Below are 22,152 nucleotides of genomic sequence, written 5' to 3' on the forward strand. Positions count from 1 at the left end.
CGCGCGGCCGACGGCGAACCCAGGAACGACGTGTCGTATCTCTCGACAGGCCGCTCGCGCACCTCGACGGACCGCTCGCACGCCTCGGTGCCCGCCTGAGCGCCGCGGCGCGTCGCGTCGGCGAGATTCGCTTGTCCCGACCGGCGCGATTGTGATTGTGTGCGCGGCCATGACCGAAGCTCGAACCACCATCACGCTGGCCTTTCTCTGTCTGCTCGTCCCTGCGGTCGCTTCAGCTTCGTTCGACACCTTCGAAACCGGACAGGTGCGACCGCTCGCGATGTCGCCAGACGGCTCGCGGTTGTTCGCGATCAACACGCCGGACAACCGCCTCGAGATCTTCTCGCTCGCGAGCGGCAGCCCGATGCACACCGGCTCGGTCGAGGTCGGCCTCGAGCCGATCGCGGTCGCCGCGCGCACGGACGCCGAGGTGTGGGTCGTGAACCACCTCTCCGACAGCGTGAGCATCGTCGACGTCGCGTCGGATCCGCCGCGCGTCGTGCGCACGCTGCTCGTCGGCGACGAGCCGCGCGACATCGTGTTCGCGGGACCCGGGCGCAATCGCGCCTTCATCACCACCGCGCACCGCGGCCAGAACAGCCCGATCGATCCGCAGCTGACGACGCCGGGCGTGGGTCGGGCCGACGTGTGGGTGTTCGACGCTCTGAACCTCGGCGCGCCGCTCGGCGGCACGCCGATCAGCATCGTCACGCTGTTCGGCGACACGCCGCGCGCGCTCGCGACCGATCCGAGCGGCGAGACGGTGTACGCGGCCGTGTTCCACTCGGGCAACCAGACCACGACGATCAACGAGGCGGCGGTGTGCGACGGATTCGACGCCGCCGGTCCGTGCGTCGTGCACGGCGTCGTCATGCCGGGCGGCCTGCCCGGTCCGTCCACCAACTACGCCGGGGTGCCCGCGCCCGAGACCGGTCTCATCGTCAAGTACGACAAGGCGTCGGGCGAGTGGCGCGACGAGCTCGGTCGCAACTGGAACAACGCCGTCCGCTTCAACCTGCCCGACCTCGACGTGTTCGCGATCGACGCGATGGCGAACCCGCCGGTCGAGAGCAGGTCGTGGCCCTCGGTGGGCACGATCCTGTTCAACATGGCGGTGAACCCGGTGAACGGGAAGGTCTACGTCACCAACACCGAAGCCAAGAACGAGGTGCGCTTCGAGGGTCCGGGCATCTTCGGCGGCAGCACCGTGCGCGGTCGCCTCGCGCTCGCGCGCATCACGGTGATCGACCCGGCGCAGCCGAACCCCGACCTCGGCGTCACGCCGCGCCACCTCAACAAGCACATCGACTACGACGTCGTGCCGAGCCCGCCGGGCACCGCCGACCGGAGCCTCGCGACGCCGCTCGAGATGGCGATCACGTCGGACGGCCAGACGCTCTACGTCGCCGCGTTCGGCTCGTCGAAGATCGGCGTGTTCTCGACGAGCGAGCTCGAGAACGACACCTTCGTTCCGAGCGCGTCGTCGCACATCGAGGTGAGCGGCGGCGGTCCGAGCGGCGTGCTGCTCGACGAGGCGAGAGGCCGCCTCTACGTGCTTACGCGCTTCGACAACTCGCTGTCGGTGATCGACACCACGACCGCGAGCGAGATCGCGCACCTGCCGCTCTACAACCCGGAGCCGCCGCACGTGCAGATCGGTCGCCCGGTGCTCTACGACGCGCGCGCGACGTCGAGCAACGGCGAGGCGTCGTGCGCGGCGTGCCACATCTTCGGCGACTTCGATAGCCTCGCCTGGGACCTCGGCAACCCGGACGACGACGTGCTGCCGAACCTGAACGTGTTCCGCGTCGGCGATCCGCTCGGGATGTCGTTCCCCGACCACCACCCGATGAAGGGCCCCATGACGACGCAGAGCCTGCGCGGCATGGCGAACCACGGCCCGATGCACTGGCGCGGCGACCGCAGCGGCGCGAACGACGTTCCCTTCAAGCCGTTCGACGCGAAGGCGGCGTTCCTGCACTTCATCGTGGCCTTCGAGGGGCTGCTCGGCCGCTCGGGGCCGATCCCGGATCAGATGATGGAGGAGTTCGCCGACTTCATCCTCGAGGTGCGCTACCCGCCGAACCCGATCCGCAACCTCGACAATAGCTTGACGCCGGAGCAGCAGGCGGGGCGCGACTTCTTCTTCAAGCCGGAGCCGTCGGACGTGTTCCAGACGTGCAACGGCTGCCACGTGCTGAATCCGGAGGCGGGCTTCTTCGGCAGCGACGGACGCTCGAGCTTCGAGTTCGAGACCCAGCTGCTCAAGATCCCGCACCTGCGGAACATGTACCAGAAGGTCGGCATGTTCGGGATGCCGGCGAACGACTTCATCAACGTCGGCGACAACGACCACAAGGGCGATCAGATCCGCGGCTTCGGCTTCCTGCACGACGGCAGCGTCGACACGCTGTTCCGCTTCCACAACGCGCGCGTGTTCAACCAGGTCAACCCGGCCGGCTTCCCGATCCCGAACCCGGGCGGCTTCCCGAACGGCGCGCCGGGCGACCCGCAGCGTCGTCAAGTCGAAGCGTTCATGCTCGTGTTCGACTCGAACTACGCGCCGATCGTCGGCCAGCAGGTGACGCAGTCGCCGGCGAGCGACGTCGAGGTGAACCAGCGCGTCGCGCTGCTCGCCGCGCGCGCCGCGGTGGGCGAGTGCGATCTGGTCGTGCGCGGCATGCTCGGCGGCGAGCGTCGTGGCTGGTACCGGCTCCCGAACGGGACGTTCCAGAGTGACCGCTCGAGCGAGCCCCCGGTGTCGCTCGCGACGCTGCAGACGCAGGCGGGCGTCCCCGGACAGGAGCGCACGTTCACCTGCGTGCCGCCGGGCGCCGGCAAGCGCATCGGCGTCGACCGCGACGAGGACGGCTTCTTCGATCGCGACGAGCTCGACGCCGGCACGGATCCGGCGGATCCCGAGAGCTTCCCGGGCGCGGCGCCGATCGTGACGATCCGCTCGTCCGCGTTCGACCTGCAGGACGACCCGGTGCCGCCGTTCGAGCCGAAGAAGCGCAAGGTGCGCTTCCGCTCCGCGAAGAAGGGACAGTCGCCGAGCGGCGTCGTCCTGCCGGCCGCGGGCGGCGACGGCGACCCGACGCAGCACGGCGCGACGCTGATCCTCTACCGCGCCGACGGCACCGGCGACGCGGTGACGATCGCGCTGCCGGCCGCGCGCTGGAAGAAGGTTGGCCCGACGGCCGTCAAGCGCTGGACGTACAGCGATCCCAAGGGCGTCGACGGGCCGGTGCGCGCGGTGTCGCTGTCGGCGACGGCGCTCACGCTGCGCGGTCAGGGCGCCGGGCTGTTCTCGCTCGCGAACGCGCCGCAGGGCGCGATGGCGCTGCGGCTGCAGCTCGGCACCGAGGTGCAGTTCTGCGCGTCGGCGCCGGCCAAGGCGACGGGCAAGCCGCCGACGACCGCCAAGACCGACACCACGGCGAAGTTCGTCGGCGCGCCGAACACTCCGGCGCCGCTCACCTGCCCGCCGCTGCCGTCGGTCGGCTCGGCGTCGCGCGCGTTCCTGGTCGAGACGTCGACGCTGGTCGACTTCTGAGCTCGCGCGTACGGGGCCGGCTCGCGTCGTCGCTCACGACGACGAGCCGGCCCACAGCGCGCGGTGCAGGCGGCGCTCGGCCGAGATGAGGTCGCGCACCGCCTCGAGGTAGCCGCGGCGACCCTCGATTTCTTCTTGACGCGCTTCGAGCGCGAGCACGACCTGCGCGTCGTCGCTGCTGTCGACGTCGGCGGCTCGCGCGACGGCCTTCAGCTGCAGCGGCTCGAGCCGCGTACGGTAGAGCTCGACGTGCTTGCGGTAGAACGCGCGATCAGCGAGCGCGTTCAGAATCTCGCTGCGCACGCGGGCCTCGAGCGCGCGCAGGCGCTTCTGCCGCTTGCGGAGCTCGTACTCCGCCTTGGCGATCTGCGCCTGGTTCTGGTCGAACACCGGCACGGACATCTGCGCTCCGGGGCCGCCGGAGTCGCCGGTGCCGAAGCCGCCGGTGTAGATGCCGCCGAGCTGGATCGGGCCGAGCACCGAGCGCCGCTCGAGTTCGACTTGACGCTCGGCCGCCGCGACCTCGTGGCGCGCCGCCGCGACGTCGAGCCGCCGCTCGAGCGCGAAGGCGACGGCGGCTTCGGCCGTCCAGCCGTCGGGCGGCGGCGGCTCGAAGCGGCCGGAGAGCGTCGGCAGGCGCGACGGATCGTCGAGCCCGAGCACGGAAGCGAGGCGCAGGCGCGCCGTCTCGAGCTCCTTCTCGGCGCGTGCGACGGCGAGGTCGTGCTCCACGATCTCGGCTTCGATGCGCAGCATCGCGAGGTCGGCGTCCGCGGCCAAGCCGATGCGCTTGCGTGCGCGCGCCGCGAGCTGGTCGTGCAGGTCGCGGTGGTTGCGCTCCACCTGGAGCCGCGCCTCGCGGTAGAGCACCTCGTCGTACGCCTTCATCGCGTCGGTCGCGGTGAGCACGATGGCCGCGGCGACGCGCCGCAGCGCCGCCTCGCTCTTCTCCTCGGCGACGGCGCGCCGCGCCGGCACGGTCCAGAGATCGGAGATCATGGCCAGCAGCGACACGGCGCTGTTGCCCGTGGCGAGCGGCAGCGCCGGCGCGATGCTGAGCTGCGGATTGCTCGGCAGGCCCGCCTGCACGAGCTTCGCCTGCGAGATGCCGACCTCCTCGAAGGTCGCCTGCAGGCTCGGGTTGTTGAGCAGCGCGATGCGGATCGCCTCCTGACGGGTCATGCCGTCGGCCATCAGCCTCGCCATCTCGTCGGCGACCGCGCTCTCGTCCTCCGCGTCGACCTGCCAGCGCGGCGTCGCGTCCGTCGCCGGGCGGGAGAGGTCCTGCACCTGGCGCCAGCTCGCCGAGGGGTCGACGGCCGCGCACGCGCTCACGCAGCAGGCGAGCACGACGATGCGAAGCAGGGCGCAATGCATCGTCTTCGATTGGCGGCTCGCCGGCGCCCGAAGTTTATCGCGCGCGCCGCTTGCCGCCGGGCGCGATCCCGGCCAAGAGGTTTCCTCCGCTCCACCACCGACGAGGTTTGCCATGGCTCCGCCCCTGGGCACCTACAAGATGCTCGATCTCTCCCGGCAGCTGCCGGGTCCGTTCTGCTCCACCATGCTCGCCGACCTCGGCATGGAGGTGCTCGCGATCGCCGCACCCAACGATCCGTTCGGCGTCGGCATCCCGTTCTTCGCTCGCAACAAGCGCAGCATGACGCTGAATCTCAAGAGCGAGGCGGGGCGTGAGATCTTTTTTCGCCTGGTCGACGGCGCAGACGTCGTGCTCGAGGGCTTCCGGCCCGGCGTCACGCAGCGCCTCGGGATCGACTACGCGACCCTCTCGGCGCGCAACCCGCGCCTCATCTACTGCTCGATCTCGGGCTACGGCCAGGACGGCCCGTACCGCGACAAGGTCGGGCACGACGTCAATTACCTCGGCTATGGCGGCGTGCTCGAGTTCATCGGCGAGCAGGGCGGGCCGCCCGTGATCCCCGGCGTGCAGATCGCCGACATCGGCGCCGGCTCGCTGATGGCGACGGTCGGCATCCTCACCGCGCTGCTCGCGCGCGAGCACACCGGACGCGGGCAGGCGATCGACATCGCGATGCTCGACGGCGTCGTCGCGTGGAACGTCTACCACATGCTGCTCCACCAGCTCTCCGGACGTCTGCCCGGACGCGGCGCCGAGCAGCTCACCGGACGCTATCCGTGCTACGCGGTCTACGAGACGCGCGACGGTCGATACTTGACGATCGGCGCCTACGAGAACCACTTCTGGGCGACGCTGTGCAGGCACTTCGGGCGCGAGGAGTGGATCGCCGAGCAGTGGGCCGAGGATCCGAAGCGCTCGGAGATGCTCGCGTTCTTCCGCGCCGCCTTTCGCGAGAAGACGCTCGCCGAGTGGATGAGCGAGCTCGGCGCGCTCGACATCTGCGTCGGACCGGTGAGCACGCTCGACGAGGTCTACGCCGATCCGCAGGTGCGCCACCGCGGCATGATCGTCGAGATGGAGGGGCCGTTCGGTCGGCAGCGCATGCCGGCGAGCCCGATCCGCCTGTCCGACACGCCGCCGTCGCTGCGCACGCCGCCGCCCGCGTTCGGCGCCGACACCGAAGCCGTGCTGAACGAGCTCGGCTACGGCGCCGCCGACGTCGCCCGGCTGCGCGACGAAGGCGTCATCTGAGGGCGCAGCGCGAGGCCTTCGCGTTAGACGCTGTGCGTCGGACGCACGATCCAGCGCCGATCAAACATATACTCTTATGTAGTTCGCCACGGCGTGCACAAGAGCGTATTTTCACGTGCTCGACCGCGGCGAAGAGACCGTATACGGACCGCCCGACCCCGAAACCGGATGGCATGCTCTTGACGTCATCCTCAAGCCGATTCCCAGGAGGGCAAACATGAGGAGGTCCGTAATCGCCGTCGCAATCGCGACAACCGTCGTGCTGACGGCCGGGAGCGCAAGCGCGCAGTACGCGTACCCGAAGGCAGGAAACAAGTACCAGGCGACGTTGGTCACCGCGTACGCGCCGTGTAACGCGCCCAACACCACGACGTCGGGAGCCGTGGCGCTGCCGGCGTGTAGCCCGGCGGTGCCGAACGACACCGTGTGCGGCTTCGACGTCTCGAACCCGGCCAAGCCGACCGGCCAGGGGCAGATCCAGGCGACCGTGGCGGGCAAGGGGGCCAAGGCGGACATCAAGCTGCAGGTCAAGCTGCAGGGGCTGAGCGCCGGCTGCATCGGCCAGACGCTCTGCATCGTGCCGTCCGTGCGCGCGTCGAGCGGGGCTTGCGCCGACAACAACCCGGGCGGCTGCACCGTGCTCGAGGCCCTGAGCAACCCGTTCCCGCTCGGGGGCGCGGCCTGCGGTGTCGTCGACGCCAAGGGCAAGCTGCAGATCAAGACCACGGTCGACACGGCGGCGGGCACCGACCTCATCTCCGGTGGCAACCGTCTGCAGCTCGACCTGTCGCGCTCGGGCGTGCGCCGCACGACCGGCCCGAGCCTGCCGCCGGCAGGCGCGCTGACCTTCGCGGCCGGCGTCACCATCCCCTGAGCTGAGGCATCGTTCGCGTCCGCGCGCGATCGCGCGACGCGGCAAGGGGCCGGGGAGGTTTCTCCCCGGCCCCTTTTTTCGTGCCGGGCCCCATTCGGGCGCGCGCGCTCCCACCCGGGCGACATCCCTGCTAGAGGTCGCCCGCATGTCGCTATCCTTCGAGCTCTACTGGTCCTTTCGCAGCCCGTACTCGTACCTCGCGACCGGGCGCATCGTGCAGCTCACGCGCGAGTACGACGTCGACGTGGACGTGCGCATCGTGATGCCGCTCGCGATCCGTAAGCCGGACTTCTTCGAGCAGGTGAACCCGCTGTGGCCGATGTACCTGCTGCGCGACACGATGCGCATCGCGCAGTACCACGGCATCGACTACGCGTGGCCGCAGCCCGACCCGGTCGTGCAGGAGTTCCCGAGCCGCAAGGTGGCCAAGGAGCAGCCGCATTTTCCGCGCTTGACGCGGCTCGGCCAGGCGGCCGTCGAGAAGGGCAGGGGCCTCGCTTTCATCGACGAGGTGTCGAAGATCATCTGGAGCGGCAAGGTCGTGAACTGGCACGAGGGGAGCCACCTCGCCGACGCAGCGAGCCGCGCGGGCCTCGACTTCGCCGAGCTCGAGCGTCTCGCCGCGGAGAACGCCGCGCGCTACGACGCCGAGGTCGACAAGAACCAGGAGCGTCTCGAGGCCGCCGGACACTGGGGCGTGCCGACGATGGTGTTCGAGGGCGAGCCCTTCTTCGGCCAGGACCGCATCGAGCTGCTGGTTTGGCGGATGAAGCAGCACGGCCTGCAGCCGCGACGCTGACCGGAGGAGAGCGCATGCCGTACGTCCTCGCCCTCGATCAGGGAACGAGCAGCTCGCGCGCCATCGTCTTCGACGAGACCGGGCGCAAGCTCGGCGTCGCGCAGCACGAGTTCACGCAGCACTTCCCGCAGCCCGGCTGGGTCGAGCACGATCCCGAGGAGATCTGGCTCACGAGCCTGACCAGCATCCGCGAGGCGCTGCACGCGGCCGGCATCGCGGCGAGCGACGTCGCGGCGATCGGCATCACCAACCAGCGCGAGACCGTGGTGCTGTGGGAGCGCTCGAGCGGCCGCCCGCTGCACCGCGCGATCGTCTGGCAGGACCGGCGCACCGCGCAGCGCATCGAGCAGCTGCGCGCCGCCGGCAAGGAGAAGCGGATCCAGGAGAAGACCGGCCTGCTGCTCGACCCGTACTTCTCGGCGACCAAGCTCGAGTGGCTGCTCGAGCACGTGCCGGGAGCGCGCCAGCGCGCGCGCCAGGGCGAGCTCGCCGCGGGCACGATCGACTCCTGGCTCGTCTACCGCCTGACCGGCGGCACGACGCACCTCACCGACGTCACCAACGCGTCGCGCACGATGCTGATGAACCTGCGCACCGCGACCTGGGATCCGGAGATGTGCGAGCTGTTCGGCGTGCCGCAGGCGGTGCTGCCGCGCATCGTCCCGACCAGCGCGCGCCTCGCCGACACCACGCGCGATCTGCTCGGCGCGTCGCTCCCGGTGTGCAGCATCGTCGGCGACCAGCAGAGCGCGCTCTTCGGACAGCTCTGCACCAAGCCCGGGCTCGCGAAGAACACCTACGGCACCGGCTGCTTCATGCTGCTGCACACCGGACGGAAGCCCGTGCCGAGCAAGAACCGGCTCTTGACGACGGTCGCCTGGAAGATCGGCGACGCCCCGCTCGAGTACGCGCTCGAGGGCAGCGTCTTCATGGCGGGCGCGACGATCCAGTGGCTGCGCGACGGCCTCGGGATCATCCGCAGCGCGCCCGAGGTCAACGACCTCGCTTCGCAGGTCGGCGACTCGGGCGGCGTGACGCTCGTGCCCGCCTTCACGGGTCTCGGCGCGCCGTACTGGGATGCGAGCGCTCGCGGGACGATCGTTGGCTTGACGCGCGGCACGACCGCGGCGCACATCGCGCGCGCGACGCTCGAGGCGATCGCGTTCCAGGTCGCGGACGTCCTCGCGGCGATGCAGGCGGATGCAGGCGGTCGCCTGCGCGAGCTGCGCGTCGACGGCGGTGCCGCGGCGAGCGATCTCTTGATGCAGCTTCAGGCCGACCTGCTCGGCGTGCCGGTCGTCCGCCCGGCGGACCTCGAGACCACGGCGCTCGGCGCGTTCTTTCTGGCCGGGCTCGCGGCCGGCGTGTGGCCGAGCATCGACGCGCTCGCGAGCCAGGTGCGCATCGAGCGCACGTTCACGCCCGAGATGCCGAAGCGCGAGCGTGACGCGCGGCTCGCGCAGTGGCGGCGCGCGGTCGAGCGCGCGCGGGCGTGGGACGTCGCCGCGACGCCGAGTGTGCAGCGCGGCGCCAAGGCCAGCGCGCGCGGCGCGAAGGTGAGCACGCGCGGCGCCAGGGCTGCCGCAACCAAGCCCGCGAAGAAGGCCACGGCGACGCGCGCCAAGACGTCGGCCGCGGCACGCGCGAAGAAGGCCACCGCGACGCGCGGCAAGAAGACGGGTGCCGCTGGCGGCAAGACTCGCGCTGCCGGCGGACGCGGCGCGGGCGCGGCCAAGCGACGTCGGGCGAAGCGTGCCTGAGGTCGGACGCGAGCGCGCCGGCCCGCGGCCGCTCGCGATCGTTGCCGGCATGTCCGGCAACCTCATGGAGTGGTACGATTTTGCGCTCTACGGGGTGCTCGCGGCGACCCTCGCCGAGCTCTTCTTCCCGCACGGCAGCCGCCTGACGGCGCTGCTGTCGGTCTTCGCCGTCTTCGCGGCGGGCTACGTGATGCGTCTCGCCGGCGGAGCCCTGTTCGGCCACGTCGCCGACCGCGTCGGCAGGCGCCGCGCGCTGCTGCTCTCCGCGGTCGCGATGACGACGGCGACGGTGCTCGCCGGGCTGCTGCCGCCGTACAAGGACGTCGGGGCGCTGGCGCCGATCCTGTTCACCGCGCTGCGCCTCCTGCAGGGGCTCGCGGTCGGCGGCGAGTTCACGACCTCGATCGTCTACCTCGTCGAGCACGCGCCAACCGACCGGCGCGCGCTCTTCGGCACCTGCGCGTCGCTCACCGCCGGCATCGGCATGCTGCTCGGCTCCGCGGTCGGCAACGCGCTGTTCGCGCTGTTCCCGACCGAGCGCATCCTGGTGTGGGCCTGGCGCCTGCCGTTCCTGCTCGCGCTGCCGCTCGGCCTCGCGATCGTGCTGCTGCGCTCGGCGCTGCCGGTGGACGAGATGACGACCTCGGAGCGCAGCGAGCGGCGGTCGCCGGTGCGTCGCGTGCTGCGCGAGCACCCGCTCGAGGTCGTGCGCTGCGCGCTGCTCGCCTGGGGGCCGAACGCGTCGTTCTACGCGATCGCCGTGTTCCTCGCGTCGTTTCTCGCGACCGAGCGCATCCTGCCCGAGGACTCGGCGCTGACCCTCGCGACCGCGACGATGGCCTACATCGTGGTTTTGACGCCCGTCGCCGGTTACCTCGCCGATCGCATCGGCCGGCGGACGATGGTGGCCGTCGGTACCGCGGCGTGCGCCGCGCTCGCGGTGCCGCTGTTCGCGGTGCTGCGCGGCGCTGCGGACCCCGGGCGCGACCTGCTCGCCCAGCTCGTCTTCGCCACCGCGGTCGTCACCTGCCTCCCGCCTTGCCAGGTTTGGCTCGCCGAGCGCTTTCCGTACGCGGTGCGCGCGAGCGGGCTCGGCGTCTCCTACAACCTCGCGGTGGGGATCCTCGGCGGCGGCACGCCGCTCGTCTGCACCGCGCTCGCGGAGTGGAGCGGTAGCCCGCTCGCGCCCGGGGCGTACCTCGTGCTCCCCGCGCTCATCGCCTTCGTGGTCGCGCTGCGCAGCGACGACACGCGCGGACCGTTGCGCTGAGGCGAGACGCATGCCGCTGCGGACGTTCATCGAGCGGATGAAGGAGCGGCCGAGCCCGTCGGTGCTCGAGCTCGGGACGCTGCGCGTGCAGGGCGAGGAGAGCACGCTGCGCAAGCGCTTCGTGCCGCACGCCGCCGAGTACGTCGGCACCGACTTCCGCGCCGGACCGGACGTCGACGTCGTCGCCGACGTGCACGAGCTGACGCGTACCTTCGGCGAGGAGCGCTTCGACGCCGTGATCTCGTGCTCGACGCTCGAGCACGTCAAGTATCCGTGGATCGCGGTGGTCGAGATCAACCGCGTGCTGAAGCCGGGCGGGCTGGTCTTCGTCCAGACGCACCAGACCTTCCCGATCCACGCCTACCCGAGCGACTACTGGCGCTTCACGCGCGAGGGGCTCGAGGCGCTGTTCGCGGCGCAGGTCGGGTTTCGCACCGTCGCCTCGGCGCACGAGTTCCGCTGCGCGGTCGCGTCGGCGCGCGAGCCGCGGCTCGCGCTGCTGCCGGCCTACCTCAACGCGCTGCTCACGACCGAGAAGGTCGCGCACGCCGGTCCCTCGTTCCGCTGGACGAGCGACCTCTAGGACGTGCGTCCGCGAGGCGTCGCGCGAGGCTCGCCGCGCCGCGGTGACGTCAGAGCAGCGGCTGGAAGAGGTAGCAGAAGTTCTCGGCGAGCCGCCGCGTCATCGAGCGCGCGCGGTGTGCCGCGAGGTCGACCTCGACGCTGTGCGCGAGCTCGCTCTCGATCTGCGCGTTGAGCCGCGCGAGGAAGGCCTCGTCGACGACCTGCACGACGCTCTCGAAGTTCAGGTGCAGGCTTCGGTAGTCGAGGTTCGCCGAGCCGAGCACGGCGTACGAGCCGTCGACCACCATCGCCTTGGCGTGCGAGAACGGCGGGCGACGCTCGAAGATCCGCACGCCCGACTCGAGCAGCGGCGTGTACAGCGAGCGCGCCGCGTAGTCGACGTACCAGTGGTTGCCGAGCTGCGGGACGACCAGGCGCGTGTCGACGCCGCGCAGCGCCGCGGCGCGGATCGCGTGCAGCACGGGCTCGTTCGGCACGAAGTACGGCGTGACGATGCGGATCGACTTCTTCGCCGCACCGATCGCGGCGAACAGCAGATCGGTGAGCGCGAGCGCGCCGGCGAAGGGACCGGTCGCGAGCACGTCGACCAGCGCGTCGCCGCGACGCTCGGCCGCGGGGAAGTAGCGCGGCAGGACGACGTCCGCGGGCGGCTCGCCGGACGCGAACGTCCAGTCGGCGACGAACTGGAGCTGCAGCTCGGCGACCGCGGGCCCCTCGATGCGCACGTGGTAGTCGCGGATCGGCGCGCCGTCCGTCGCCGCGCTCAGGTTCAAGTCGCTGATGTTGATGCCGCCGGTGAAGCCGATGCGGCCGTCGATCACCGCGACCTTGCGGTGGTTTCGTAGATTGACCTGGAAGCGTCCGCGCAGCGGGCTCGCGTGCGAGATCGACGCGACCTTGACGCCCGCCTTGCGCGCCTTGCGGAACATCGTGCTGTAGTGCGCGTAGGTCGAGCCGAAGCGGTCGTAGAGCAGGCGCACCGTGACGCCTTCCGCGGCGCGGCGCGCGAGCCGCTCGACGAGACGCCGTCCCGTCGCGTCGCGCGCGATGATGAACGACTGGATGTGGATCGAGTCCTGCGCGGCGTCGATCGCGGCGTCGAGCGCCGGGTAGAACTCGTCGCCGTCGATCAGCAACTCGATCGCGTTGCCGCCGAGCTGCGCGAGCTCACGCCGGCGAAAGGTCGTCGTGCGCAGGATCTCGGTGCCGCGACCTTCCGGGACGGGCGCGCGCCGCGCGAGCGCCGCGGCGCTCGCCTCGCCCTCGGGCTGCGTCAGCTCGCGCAGGATCGCGCGGCAGGCGTCGCGCGCCGCGGCGCCGCGCTCGACCTGGTCGATGCCGAAGCACAGGTAGACCAGCGCGCCGAGGAACGGGAACGCCCACAGGATGCCGAGCCACAGCACCGCCGACACCGGACGGTGCTTGTGCAGCAGCACGTGCAGGCTCAGCACCACGCCGATCAGGACGTGCGCGAGGCCTGCGAGCGTCAGGTCCTGGAGCAGCGTGCCGAGTATCGTTCCGCCGGTCACCGGTTCGTCGCGATCCTCCTCAACCCGGCCGGCGGCGCGTCGCGCGGCTCAGTGCGGCTTGAGGAACGAGCGCTTGAGCGCCTCCGCCGCGTCCTGCATCGCGACCTTACCCTTGGCGAGTACGTCGGGCATGCTGAAGAAGCCGTGGATCACGCCGTCGTAGCGCTTGAGCTCGGTCGGCACGCCGGCCTCCTTCAAGCGCGCGGCGTACGCCTCGCCCTCGTCGCGTAGCGGATCGAACTCGGCGGTGATCACCGTCGCCGGCGGCAGACCCGTCAGGTCCTTCGCCTGCAGCGGCGACGCGTACGGGTTGGTCGCGTCCTGCGGACCGCGCAGGTAGTGGTTCCAGAACCACTCCATGTCGCTGCGCGTGAGGAAGTAGCCCTCGGCGTTGTCGCGGTAGGACGCGGTGTCGAACTTCGCGTCGGTGACCGGGTAGATCAGCAGCTGGTGCACGAGGCGCGGCTTGCCCAGGTCGCGCGCCTTGAGCGCGACGCACGCCGTCAGGTTGCCGCCCGCGCTGTCGCCGCCGATCGCGACGCGCTCGGGATCGCCGCCGATCGAAGCCGCGTTCTCGACCACCCACGCCGCCGCGGCGTACGCGTCGTCGATCGCCGCGGGGAACTTGTGCTCGGGCGCGAGCCGGTAGTCGACCGACACCACGATGCCGTCGATCAGCTTGGCGAGCGCGCGCGTCGTGCCGTCGTGCGTGTCGAGGTCGCCCAGCACCCAGCCGCCGCCGTGGTAGTAGACCAGCACCGGCAGCCCGGGCTCGCTGCTCGCCGCGTAGATGCGCACCGGGATCTCGCCCGCGGGACCCGGGATCGTGCGGTTCTCGATCCGCGCGAGCGGCTCGGGCGGCGCGGCGCGCAACGCGGTCAGGTTGCGCATGTTGGCGCGCGCTTCCTCGACCGACAGCGAGGTGAGCGTCGGCATCCCCGGCGCGTTGAGCATGTTCAGCAGCGTCTGGACGTCCTCGTCGAGCGGCATCGAAAATCCTCCACTCCGGCCGCGTCGCGGCGGCGATCGGTCGAATATGGTCGGCGCGCTAGCGGCCTGTCAAATTCGCGCTCCACGCGGCGCGCAGCTCGTCGCGGAACGCGGGATCGGCGATCGAGATCAGCAGCTCGGCGCGCTCCTTGTCGCTGCGGCCGAAGAGATTCACCGCGCCGTGCTCGGTCGCGACCCAGTGCACCTGGTGGCGCGGCGTGGTCACCACCGAGCCCGGCGGCAGCGCGGCGACGATGCGCGAGCGCGGCTCGCCCTGTACCTGCACGGTGGAGTGCAAGCACAAAATCGACGTTCCGCCTTCCGCTTCGCGCGCGCCGGCGACGAACGACTCGTGCCCGCCGACGCCCGAGTGCTGACGTCCGGCGACGGTGTCCGCGACCACCTGACCCGCGAGATCGATCATGATCGCCGAGTTGATGCTGACCATGCGCCGGTTGCGTCCGATGATCGACGGCAGGTTGGTCGCCGACACCGGGAGAAAGCGCACGCTCGGCTCGCGCTCCGCCCAGTCGTAGAGCGCGCGCGAGCCGAGCGCGAAGGTGCAGACGGTGAAGCCGTCGTAGACGCCCTTGCGGTTCGCGACCTTGCCGGCCTCGTGCAGCAGCCGCACGCCGTCGACCAGCATCTCGGTGTGGATGCCGAAGCCGCCGCGCGGTCCCTCGGCGAGGATGCGCGCCACCTCGTTCGGCACGCCGCCGATGCCGAACTGCAGCGTCGCGCCGTCGGGCACGAGCGCGCTCACGTGCTCGGCGATGCGGCGGTCGGCGTCGCCGCGCTGCTTGCCGGCGAGCTCCATGAGCTCCGCGTCGTGCTCGACGATGACGTCGACCTCCGAGCAGTGGATACGGTGGTCGCCGAGCTCGGGCAGCCCGCGCGTCGCGGGCATGTGCCGGTTGACCTCGACGATCGCGAGCCGCTCGGGATCGCGCGCCGCCTCGCGCAGCGGCACCTCGGTCGCGCCGGCGTGCACGCCGAGCGAGAGGAAGCCGTCCGCGTCGGGTGGTGCGACCGCGCAGGCGACGACGCGCGGCCGCGTGCGCCGCGCGATCAGCTCGAGGCCGTGGAAGTCCGAGGTCAGGTGCTCGAGCGGCGCGCCGTCGCGGCGCAGCTCGCGCTCGACGTGGCCGAAGAACTGGCTCACGACCCGCACGCCCGGACGCTCGAGCACCGGGAAGCGCTCCTGCAGCAGCGCGCAGAGGATCGTGAGCCCGGAGAAGCGCTCGCGCGCGCCGAGCGCGTGCAGCAGGCCAGCCGGCTGCGCAGGCGCGAGCGGCAGGAAGACGGTGTCGTCGTCGCGGATCAGCGCGGCGGCGTCGGCGGCGTCGCGCAGCCGCGCTCGGTAGGCGTCGTTCATCGGCTCGTCCGCTCGGGGGAAGCCTCGCCGGCGCGCGCCGGGTCGGGGTCGAGGCGCACGGCGATCGAGCCCGAGGTGTCCTGCAGGAGCCCGACCCACCAGTCGGCCCAGCCGTACTTCGCGGCGAGCAGCGAGCGGATCAGCGCGTGCCCCTCGGCGCCCGGCTGCGGTCGCGCGAGCACCGGCAGGACGGCGTCGCCGCGCACGATCTCGATCTCGGGGCGCGCGAGCAGGTCGCGGTAGAACGCGCGCTCCGGCGTCGCCGCTTCGACCCACAGCGCGCCGTCGTGCTCCGCGACCCAGACCCGGGTCTCGCGCGCGCTGCCGTCGTCCGCGGTGGTCCGCATGACCGCGACCTCGTTGCCCTCGAGCGCGACGAGCGTCACCGCGGCGAAGGCGGCGACGAGCAGGAAGAGGACGAGCAGCGCGCGTGGCATCGAGGCGAGCTTCCTTCAGACGAGCTCGCTCCGGTCCGTACCGTCTGGCAGGGACGGAAAGCAACGCGGCGCCTGCCCGGGCGGACGCGTGGGCGACGCAGCGCGCACGCCGAGCCCGCATCGGCGGCACGCCGTCCGCCGCCGCGCGCCAGCGCGCGTTCGCTCAGCGCGCCGGCACGGCCGCCGCGCACGCCGCGAGCACGGCCTCGCGGTCCGGTCCCGGCGGGATGCGGTACGGCGCGTTGCGCCGCTTGCCGCGCAGCATCACGCGCAGCGCGCGCAGCATGACGCGCGGCTTGCTGAACGCCTGCTCCGGCGTCTCGAGCATGTTCATCATGCGCACGAAGGCGCGGTAGACGACGGGGTCGCAGCGCACCGCGACGTTGACGCCGTCCTCGAAGAAGCGCGCCACCAGCTTGCCGCGCAAGCCCTTCGGCATGCGTCCCTCGGCCTTGCGCATCGCCTCGCGGTCCGCGGCGACCGACGCGCGGTAGAACGGCTCGATGTCGCGCCGCGCCGCCTGGTCGAGCGCCACGGCGACGGCGCGCAGGTCGCGGCCGTGGCGCGCGAGCGCCTCGCCGAGCATCTCGGCGTGCAGGAAGCCCTGCGAGCAGCCGCGTCCGTAGAGCGGGTTCGAGCAGTAGGCCGCGTCGCCCAGCACGAACAGGCCCTCCGCGACCGGGCCGCGCTCGTCGACGAAGCGACGCAGGCGGTTGATGAGCCCGCCCATCGCCTGCACCGGGTGCTCCGGGTCGCCGATCGGCTCGGCGCGCTCCGGATCGACCCAGCGCGCGACCGCCGGCAGCGAGCGCGCGACGATGTCGAACGCCTCGGGGCGCGCCAGCATCTTCATCTCGGGGAACGCGAGCGGCGCCGCGAGCGTGACCGAGAACGTCCGGTCGTCGGCCGGGAAGATTGCGTACTTGACCCAGTTGTAGTCGGCGGCGCCGGGATGGATGTCGGGCTCGGGCTCGGTCGCGCCGGGACGCAGCGCGTAGAAGCGCGTGTAGTAGACGATGCCCGAGGGCTCGGACTTCTCCTCGGGAGCGCGCGCGCCGATCGCCGCGAGCCAGCGCGTCACCTGTGATTGACGACCGCTCGCGTCGACCACCAGATCGGCGAGCAGCTCGCGCTCCTCGCCCTCCGCCTCACCCGAGCGCAGCACGATGCCGCGCACGCGAGGCGGATCACCCGGATCGGCGACGAGCCCGGTCACCGTGGCGCCCGACACCAGCGACACACCGGGCAGCGCCAGCACGTGCCGCCGCACGACCCACTCGAAGGTCGTCCGCCGGCAGCCGAGCGTCACCACGTCGTCGTCGCCCGGCTCGGGCGTGAGCTCCTTCAGCGTGACCGGCCGCACCTCGAGCATCTTGAGCTCGCGCGCCCCCGCCTCGAGCAGCTCGCGCAGCAGCTCGGGATGACGGTCGCGCAGGAGGTTGCGCAGGCGGCCGAGGAAGACGTGCGAGTGCCGCACCTGGATGGCGCCCTTGCGCTTCCAGCGCCGGAACGCCTCGCTCGCGGTCTCGGTGGCGGGCTCGGCGTCGCGCTCGACGATCGTCACCTCGAGCCCGCGGCGCGCGAGCACGAGCGCCGAGGCGAGCCCCGTGATCCCGCCGCCGATAACGACGGCGTGCGCGCCGGTGAGGTCGTTCGCGGTGGGAGAAACGGTGGTGGTTGCGCTTGCGGCCAAGGTCGATCCTCCAGGTGGGGTCGCTGGTACTGTTACGATCGACGGTCGCGCGCACAAGTCCCGTTCGGATTTCCGACGCCGCAGCGCGGCACGGCGTGTGCGCGCTGCGGCGTGACCGGCGCGCGGGCCGCGAGCGACGTCCGACGCGCGCGCGCGCGCGGCGCCGGCGTCAGTCCCGCCAGCCGAGCGCGTCGCGCATCGCCTTCTCGTAGTCCTCGAACGAGAGCTGGCGGTAGGTCGACGCGATGAGCTGCGCGTCCTCGCCGGCCAGGTAGCGGAGCTTCGGCGCGGGGTCGTGCACGGCGTCGTAGATCAGGCGCGCGACCTCGGCGGCGTCGCCGCCGACGCCGTTCGTACGCAGCCGCTCGAGCGCGGTGTCGAAGCGCTGCGAGCGCTCCCAGTACGGCGACTGCGGTCCGAAGGAGCTGCCGACGAGCGCGTTCTCGAGCAGCCGCGTGCGGTACTGCCCGGGCTGGATGATCACCACGCGGACGCCGAACGGCTGCAGCTCGAAGTGCAGCGCCTCGGAGATCGCTTCGAGCGCGTGCTTGCTCGCCGCGTAGAGCCCGCCGTAGGGGCGCGCGACGATGCCGGCGATCGACGACACGTTGACGATCGTGCCGCTCTTCCGCGCCCGCATGCCGGGCAGCGCCGCGCGGATCGTGCGCAGCACGCCGTGCACGTTGGTGTCGAACAGGCGCTGGACCTCTTCCTCCGACGCGTCCTCGATCGACGAGCGCAGCTCGATGCCGGCGTTGTTCACCAGCACGTCGAGCGGCCCCGCCTCGGTGACGCGCGCGATCGCGCCCGTGACGCTCGCCGGATCGCAGACGTCGAGCGCGACGAGCTCGAGACGCAAGCCTTCTTCACGCGCGATGCGCTCGAGCTCCGAGCCCTTCGCGACGTCGCGCATGCTCGCGAACACGTGGTCGCCGCGGCGCGCGAAGACGAGCGCCGTCTCGAAGCCGAAGCCGCTGCTGCAGCCGGTGATGAGGACGTTGGCCATCGGAATCGTCGGTCGGCTCCGCGCGGGCGCCGGAACGGGCTGACATAGATTCCGGCCGCGCAATCGGCAACGCGACCGCGCGGACGCCGATCCGGGCGGTCTGCGGCCGCTCGAACGACGCGTTCCCCGACGGCGGGCCGTTGCGAGCGCTGCGGTCGCGCCCGCACGACGGCGGCGGGTCCCGCCTCCGTCAAGCAACGAGCGCCGCGAAGTTGTCGCGCAGGATGCGGCGCACGTCGTCCTCGGGTAGCCCCTCGAGCTCGTCGGCGAACTCCGTCGGCCAGAGCAGCCCTTCGGGATGCGGGTAATCGGAACCCGCGAGCACCTGCGAGGCGCCGATCAGCTTCGCGAGCCCGACCACGTCGTCCTCGTAGAACGGCGACACCCAGAAGTTCGTGCGGAAGGTCTCGCTCGGGCGCAAAGGCGGCGCGCCGAAGCGCCACATGTCCTTGCTGTAGAGGCGCGCGATGTGGTCGAGCTTCCAGAGCAGCGGCTCGACCCAGCGCGAGCCGTACTCGACGCTCAGGATGCGCAGCCGCGGGAAGCGGCCGAACAGGTTGTCGGCGATCAGCGCGGTCACGGTGTCGACGATCGGGCGCTCGGTGAACGACAGCGCGTACTCCATCAGCGAGTGCCGGTGCGACGGCGGGTGCGGCCGGAGCCCCCAGGGCACGTTGTACATCTCGCTGAACGGCGTGCGGCCGATGTGGAAGACGACGTTCGTGCCGGCCTCCTGGCACGCGGCCCAGAACGGGTCGAAGCGCGGGTGTCCGGGCGAGTGGCCGGCGTAGGGACCGGCCGTCAAGACCACAAACCGTGCCCCGAGCTTCTGCGCGCGGGTGAGCTCGCGCAGCGCCTCGTCGACGTCGAGCAGCGACAGCAGCGGCGCGCCGTAGATCCTGCCGTCGGCGCCGTAGCCCCAGTCCTCCTCGAGCCAGCGGTTGTAGGCGCGCAGGCTCGGGTAGAGGACGTCGGGCGTCTCGCGGAGCTGCGGCTCGACGCCGACGCCGGCGGTCGGCAGCATCAGGCACTTCTCGACCCGCTGCTCGTCCATCTTCGCGAGCCGACGCTTGCGGTCGACGAACTCCGGCACCGCGAGCGCGTTGATCGGCTGCAGGCTCGGGCTGCCGCCCTCGTCGGTCTCGCCGCGCAGGAACGCCTTCATCACGCCCGGCGCGCCGACGCTGTCGCCCGCGCCGACGCTGAAGAAGTGGCAGCGCTGGTCGCCGACGTACATGCGCGACGGCCCGTCGCCGCGGCGATCGATCCACACCGTGCGCTTCTTGAACGGCGCCTCGATGTGCCGGGTGAAGCAGTCGTCCGGCTCGTAGAAGTGGTTGTCGGCGTCGTTGATCCAGTAGCTCGGTCGACCCATGCGTCTCTCCCGCGGCTGCGTCGTCGCGCGCCGGCTGCGACCTCGCGAAACGGTAGCAGCGCGGTCGGCGTGCCGCAGCGAGCCGCGCCGTCCGCGTCAGGATCGAAAAATGCGCCGGACAAGCGCCAACTTTCGCTACGCTCCCCGATGGGTCCGGCGACGGCGCCTTCGGTACGAACGGCGTCCTCACGACCGCGCTGCTCGGGAACATCGCACCCGCAGGCGCGTCGACCTCGCTCGCGCTCGGCAGGGACGGCTCCTTCGTGATCGGTGGCCGTCTCCCCGACGCCCCGTTGACCGGCGCGGTGGCGCGCTCCGACGCTGACGGCACGCCCGACCCGGACTTCGGCGACGACGGCGTCGCGATCGTCGACCTCGACGGGGGCGAGGAGTACCTCACCTCGATCGCGCTGCAGAGCGACGGCAAGGTGCTGCTCGGCGGCGTGTCGATCCTCGGGCCGGCGGTGCGCGCGGTGATCGTGCGCTTGACGGCGGACGGCGTTCTCGACCCGAGCTTCGGCACCGGCGGCGCCGCCATCCTGCCGATCGCGCCTCCGGACCCGTGGCGTCCGGTCAGCGTCGCGGTCGCGCCGGATGGCGGCGTGATCGCCGCGGTCGCGACGCGTGGCCCGCAGACGATCGACTTCGGCGTCGTGCGTCTGCTCGGCGACAGCGTCTCGATCTGCGGCAACGGGCTGCTCGAGCCCGGCGAGCTCTGCCACGACGGCAACCTTGCCTCGGGCGACGGCTGCGCCGCCGGCTGCTTCATCGAGACCTGCTTCCGCTGCACCGGCGAGCCGTCCGAGTGCGTCGAGAGGATCCCGAGGATCCGGCGTGCGAGCCGATCGCGTCCTGCCCGACGAGCGACGACCCCGGCTACGTCGATGGCGACGGCGACGTGCGCGCCGACGCCTGCGACCGCTGCCCGGACGTCGCGACGCCGATCGACGTCGACTCGGACCGCGACGGCATCGGCGACGCGTGCGATCTCTGCCCGTTCGATTTCGATCCCTCGAACGCGGATCTGAACGGCGACGGCGACGGTGACGTCTGCGAGCGGTGCGGCGAGGGCGTGCAGCTCGAGACGCCGAGCCGGCTGCGCATCCTGAACTTCGACACGCGGCCGGGCGACGACCGCCTGGTGCTGCTCGCCACCTTCGCGGTCGAGCCCGGGACGATGCTCGAAGAGGTCGCCAAGCGGGTCGACGTCGAGGTCCTCGACGCGCGCGAGGCGGTCGCGTTCGTCGCGCGGCTCGGCGATGGCAGCCCGGTCGGCCGGAACGGCTGGACGCAGGCCCCGGCCGCCTTGCCGTGGACGCTGCGCTTCAAGGCGCCGCAGGGCGCGTTCCCCAAGATCCGCGCCTGGCTGCGCTTCCACCCGCAGGACCCGACGCGGGTGCAGCTCAAGGTGCGCGCGGTGCGCGGCGGCTTCGCGGCGCTCGCGCCCGAGCTGCCGCTGCGCGTGATCATCGACCACGCCGGCGCCGGCCCGTGCGCGAAGGGCGTCTATCGCGCGGACGGCGCGCCGACGTGCGTGATCCGGGCGGGTGGCAAGGCGCGCTGCCGCTGACGTCGTGGCGTCCTAGCGTCCGGTGGGAGGAAGCGCAGACGCAAGGATGCGCTGCGCTTCCTCCTCACCGACGAGACGCGTCGTGCGGCGCGCGATCAGCCAGCGTCCGTCGCGGCGCTCGAGCTCGAAGCGGTTGAAGCTGAGGCGCCAGAGCCGGAGCGCGTCGCCCTCGCGGAGGTAGACCCGGGAGTACGCGGTCGCGACCGCCGCGTCGCCGTCGACGGTCACGACGGCCGGACCGATGGTGTGCGCGCAGCGCGGCAGCAGCGCCTGGTGCCGCTCGCCGCGCACCATCTCGGCGACGCCGTCGCGGCCGCGTAGCACCAGCGTCCCGTCGATGTCGTAGACCGCGTCGTCGGTGAAGAGCGCGGCGGTCGCCTCGGCGTCGCCGCTGTCGACGGCGAAGCCATAGCTGACGATCAGGCGGTGGATCGCGAGCTCGTCCTCGAGCCGCGCGATCCGCCGCTCGAGCGTTTGGATGCGCCTTGCGAGGCGGCCCGCCATCGCGCTCGGTTGTGGGCCGAAGCGGGTCGGCCACGCAAGTCGCCGGGTGGCGCGCATAGTGAGACGTTCGCTGCCGAACCGCGCCGGAGTCGCCTCGCGGCGTCTCCGCGGCCGTCGCGTAAGACACTGATCTGGCTGCAGATTTCAAGAATCCCGCGAGTCCGCCCTTGACAGTCCGGTCGGTCAGCCGGTAGGTCTCC

General features: G+C 71.7%; 17 protein-coding genes and 1 pseudogene. 9 read left to right on the forward strand and 9 right to left on the reverse strand.

The genetic code is table 11. From position 1 onward, the window contains the following. Window positions 1–169: 169 nt before the first annotated feature. Window positions 170–3,556 (forward strand): hypothetical protein, encoded by a 3,387-nt coding sequence (locus tag VIS07_22800; GenBank protein HEY8518353.1) that lies wholly within the window; start codon window positions 170–172, stop codon window positions 3,554–3,556. Between the two features lie 33 nt (window positions 3,557–3,589). Here VIS07_22800 and VIS07_22805 read toward each other — a convergent pair whose 3' ends face one another. Next, on the reverse strand, window positions 3,590–4,933 hold the full coding sequence (locus VIS07_22805) for a TolC family protein (protein HEY8518354.1): 1,344 nt from the start codon (window positions 4,931–4,933) through the stop codon (window positions 3,590–3,592). Between the two features lie 112 nt (window positions 4,934–5,045). Here VIS07_22805 and VIS07_22810 point away from each other — a divergent pair, with 112 nt between their 5' ends. The 6 genes from VIS07_22810 to VIS07_22835 all read left to right on the forward strand — a co-directional run bounded on the left by VIS07_22810 (window position 5,046) and on the right by VIS07_22835 (window position 11,471). Next, window positions 5,046–6,185, forward strand: a complete 1,140-nt coding sequence (locus tag VIS07_22810) for a CaiB/BaiF CoA-transferase family protein (protein HEY8518355.1) — start codon at window positions 5,046–5,048, stop codon at window positions 6,183–6,185. 217 nt (window positions 6,186–6,402) lie between these two features. Next, complete coding sequence (locus VIS07_22815; GenBank protein HEY8518356.1) at window positions 6,403–7,059, forward strand: hypothetical protein; 657 nt, start codon at window positions 6,403–6,405, stop codon at window positions 7,057–7,059. Between the two features lie 145 nt (window positions 7,060–7,204). Then, window positions 7,205–7,858: a DsbA family protein gene (locus tag VIS07_22820; GenBank protein ID HEY8518357.1), complete on the forward strand. Its 654-nt coding sequence runs from the start codon at window positions 7,205–7,207 to the stop codon at window positions 7,856–7,858. Window positions 7,859–7,872: 14 nt separating this feature from the next. After that, complete coding sequence (gene glpK / locus VIS07_22825; GenBank protein ID HEY8518358.1) at window positions 7,873–9,618, forward strand: glycerol kinase GlpK; 1,746 nt, start codon at window positions 7,873–7,875, stop codon at window positions 9,616–9,618. Next, a complete protein-coding gene (locus VIS07_22830) occupies window positions 9,611–10,888 on the forward strand; it encodes an MFS transporter (protein HEY8518359.1) in 1,278 nt (425 codons plus the stop codon). The genes glpK and VIS07_22830 overlap by 8 nt, the downstream gene beginning before the upstream one ends. Window positions 10,889–10,898: 10 nt before the next feature. Continuing rightward, the gene (locus VIS07_22835; GenBank protein ID HEY8518360.1) at window positions 10,899–11,471 is read left to right on the forward strand and encodes a class I SAM-dependent methyltransferase; all 573 of its coding nucleotides are present in this window, start codon (window positions 10,899–10,901) and stop codon (window positions 11,469–11,471) included. 49 nt (window positions 11,472–11,520) lie between these two features. On the opposite strand, the gene cls is transcribed toward VIS07_22835, so the two are convergent. The 7 genes from cls to VIS07_22870 form a co-directional block, all read right to left on the reverse strand. Further along, a complete protein-coding gene (cls, locus tag VIS07_22840; GenBank protein HEY8518361.1) occupies window positions 11,521–13,002 on the reverse strand; it encodes a cardiolipin synthase in 1,482 nt (493 codons plus the stop codon). Window positions 13,003–13,050: 48 nt separating this feature from the next. Then, window positions 13,051–13,992: an alpha/beta hydrolase gene (locus tag VIS07_22845; protein ID HEY8518362.1), complete on the reverse strand. Its 942-nt coding sequence runs from the start codon at window positions 13,990–13,992 to the stop codon at window positions 13,051–13,053. A 58-nt stretch (window positions 13,993–14,050) separates the two neighbouring features. Next, entirely contained in the window at window positions 14,051–15,367 is a 1,317-nt protein-coding gene (locus VIS07_22850; GenBank protein HEY8518363.1) for an acetyl-CoA hydrolase/transferase C-terminal domain-containing protein, read from the reverse strand. Next, entirely contained in the window at window positions 15,364–15,804 is a 441-nt protein-coding gene (locus VIS07_22855; protein ID HEY8518364.1) for a nitroreductase/quinone reductase family protein, read from the reverse strand. Before VIS07_22855 ends, VIS07_22850 begins: the two co-directional genes overlap by 4 nt. A gap of 163 nt (window positions 15,805–15,967) precedes the next feature. Then, on the reverse strand, window positions 15,968–17,497 hold the full coding sequence (locus VIS07_22860; GenBank protein ID HEY8518365.1) for an FAD-dependent oxidoreductase: 1,530 nt from the start codon (window positions 17,495–17,497) through the stop codon (window positions 15,968–15,970). Between the two features lie 169 nt (window positions 17,498–17,666). Further along, on the reverse strand, window positions 17,667–18,503 hold the full coding sequence (locus VIS07_22865; GenBank protein ID HEY8518366.1) for an SDR family oxidoreductase: 837 nt from the start codon (window positions 18,501–18,503) through the stop codon (window positions 17,667–17,669). A 190-nt stretch (window positions 18,504–18,693) separates the two neighbouring features. Then, complete coding sequence (locus VIS07_22870) at window positions 18,694–19,878, reverse strand: amidohydrolase family protein (GenBank protein ID HEY8518367.1); 1,185 nt, start codon at window positions 19,876–19,878, stop codon at window positions 18,694–18,696. A gap of 209 nt (window positions 19,879–20,087) precedes the next feature. Here VIS07_22870 and VIS07_22875 point away from each other — a divergent pair. Together VIS07_22875 and VIS07_22880 are read left to right on the forward strand one after the other, a co-directional pair. Then, a pseudogene (locus VIS07_22875) lies at window positions 20,088–20,654 on the forward strand (DUF4215 domain-containing protein). Between the two features lie 29 nt (window positions 20,655–20,683). Beyond that, entirely contained in the window at window positions 20,684–21,448 is a 765-nt protein-coding gene (locus VIS07_22880) for a hypothetical protein (protein HEY8518368.1), read from the forward strand. A 12-nt stretch (window positions 21,449–21,460) separates the two neighbouring features. Here VIS07_22880 and VIS07_22885 read toward each other — a convergent pair whose 3' ends face one another. Beyond that, window positions 21,461–21,952 (reverse strand): nuclear transport factor 2 family protein, encoded by a 492-nt coding sequence (locus tag VIS07_22885; GenBank protein ID HEY8518369.1) that lies wholly within the window; start codon window positions 21,950–21,952, stop codon window positions 21,461–21,463. Window positions 21,953–22,152 lie beyond the last annotated feature (200 nt).

It is taken from the genome of Candidatus Binatia bacterium, from assembly GCA_036563615.1.
Lineage (GTDB): Bacteria > Desulfobacterota > Binatia > UBA12015 > UBA12015 > DATCMB01.

Coding starts and splice junctions, on each gene's coding strand:
- VIS07_22800 (HEY8518353.1), top strand. CDS start 170: ATGACCGAAGCTCGAACCACCATCACGCTGGCCTTTCTCTGTCTGCTC.
- VIS07_22805 (HEY8518354.1), bottom strand. CDS start 4,933: ATGCATTGCGCCCTGCTTCGCATCGTCGTGCTCGCCTGCTGCGTGAGC.
- VIS07_22810 (HEY8518355.1), top strand. CDS start 5,046: ATGGCTCCGCCCCTGGGCACCTACAAGATGCTCGATCTCTCCCGGCAG.
- VIS07_22815 (HEY8518356.1), top strand. CDS start 6,403: ATGAGGAGGTCCGTAATCGCCGTCGCAATCGCGACAACCGTCGTGCTG.
- VIS07_22820 (HEY8518357.1), top strand. CDS start 7,205: ATGTCGCTATCCTTCGAGCTCTACTGGTCCTTTCGCAGCCCGTACTCG.
- glpK (HEY8518358.1), top strand. CDS start 7,873: ATGCCGTACGTCCTCGCCCTCGATCAGGGAACGAGCAGCTCGCGCGCC.
- VIS07_22835 (HEY8518360.1), top strand. CDS start 10,899: ATGCCGCTGCGGACGTTCATCGAGCGGATGAAGGAGCGGCCGAGCCCG.
- VIS07_22845 (HEY8518362.1), bottom strand. CDS start 13,992: ATGCCGCTCGACGAGGACGTCCAGACGCTGCTGAACATGCTCAACGCG.
- VIS07_22850 (HEY8518363.1), bottom strand. CDS start 15,367: ATGAACGACGCCTACCGAGCGCGGCTGCGCGACGCCGCCGACGCCGCC.
- VIS07_22855 (HEY8518364.1), bottom strand. CDS start 15,804: ATGCCACGCGCGCTGCTCGTCCTCTTCCTGCTCGTCGCCGCCTTCGCC.
- VIS07_22865 (HEY8518366.1), bottom strand. CDS start 18,503: ATGGCCAACGTCCTCATCACCGGCTGCAGCAGCGGCTTCGGCTTCGAG.
- VIS07_22870 (HEY8518367.1), bottom strand. CDS start 19,878: ATGGGTCGACCGAGCTACTGGATCAACGACGCCGACAACCACTTCTAC.
- VIS07_22885 (HEY8518369.1), bottom strand. CDS start 21,952: ATGGCGGGCCGCCTCGCAAGGCGCATCCAAACGCTCGAGCGGCGGATC.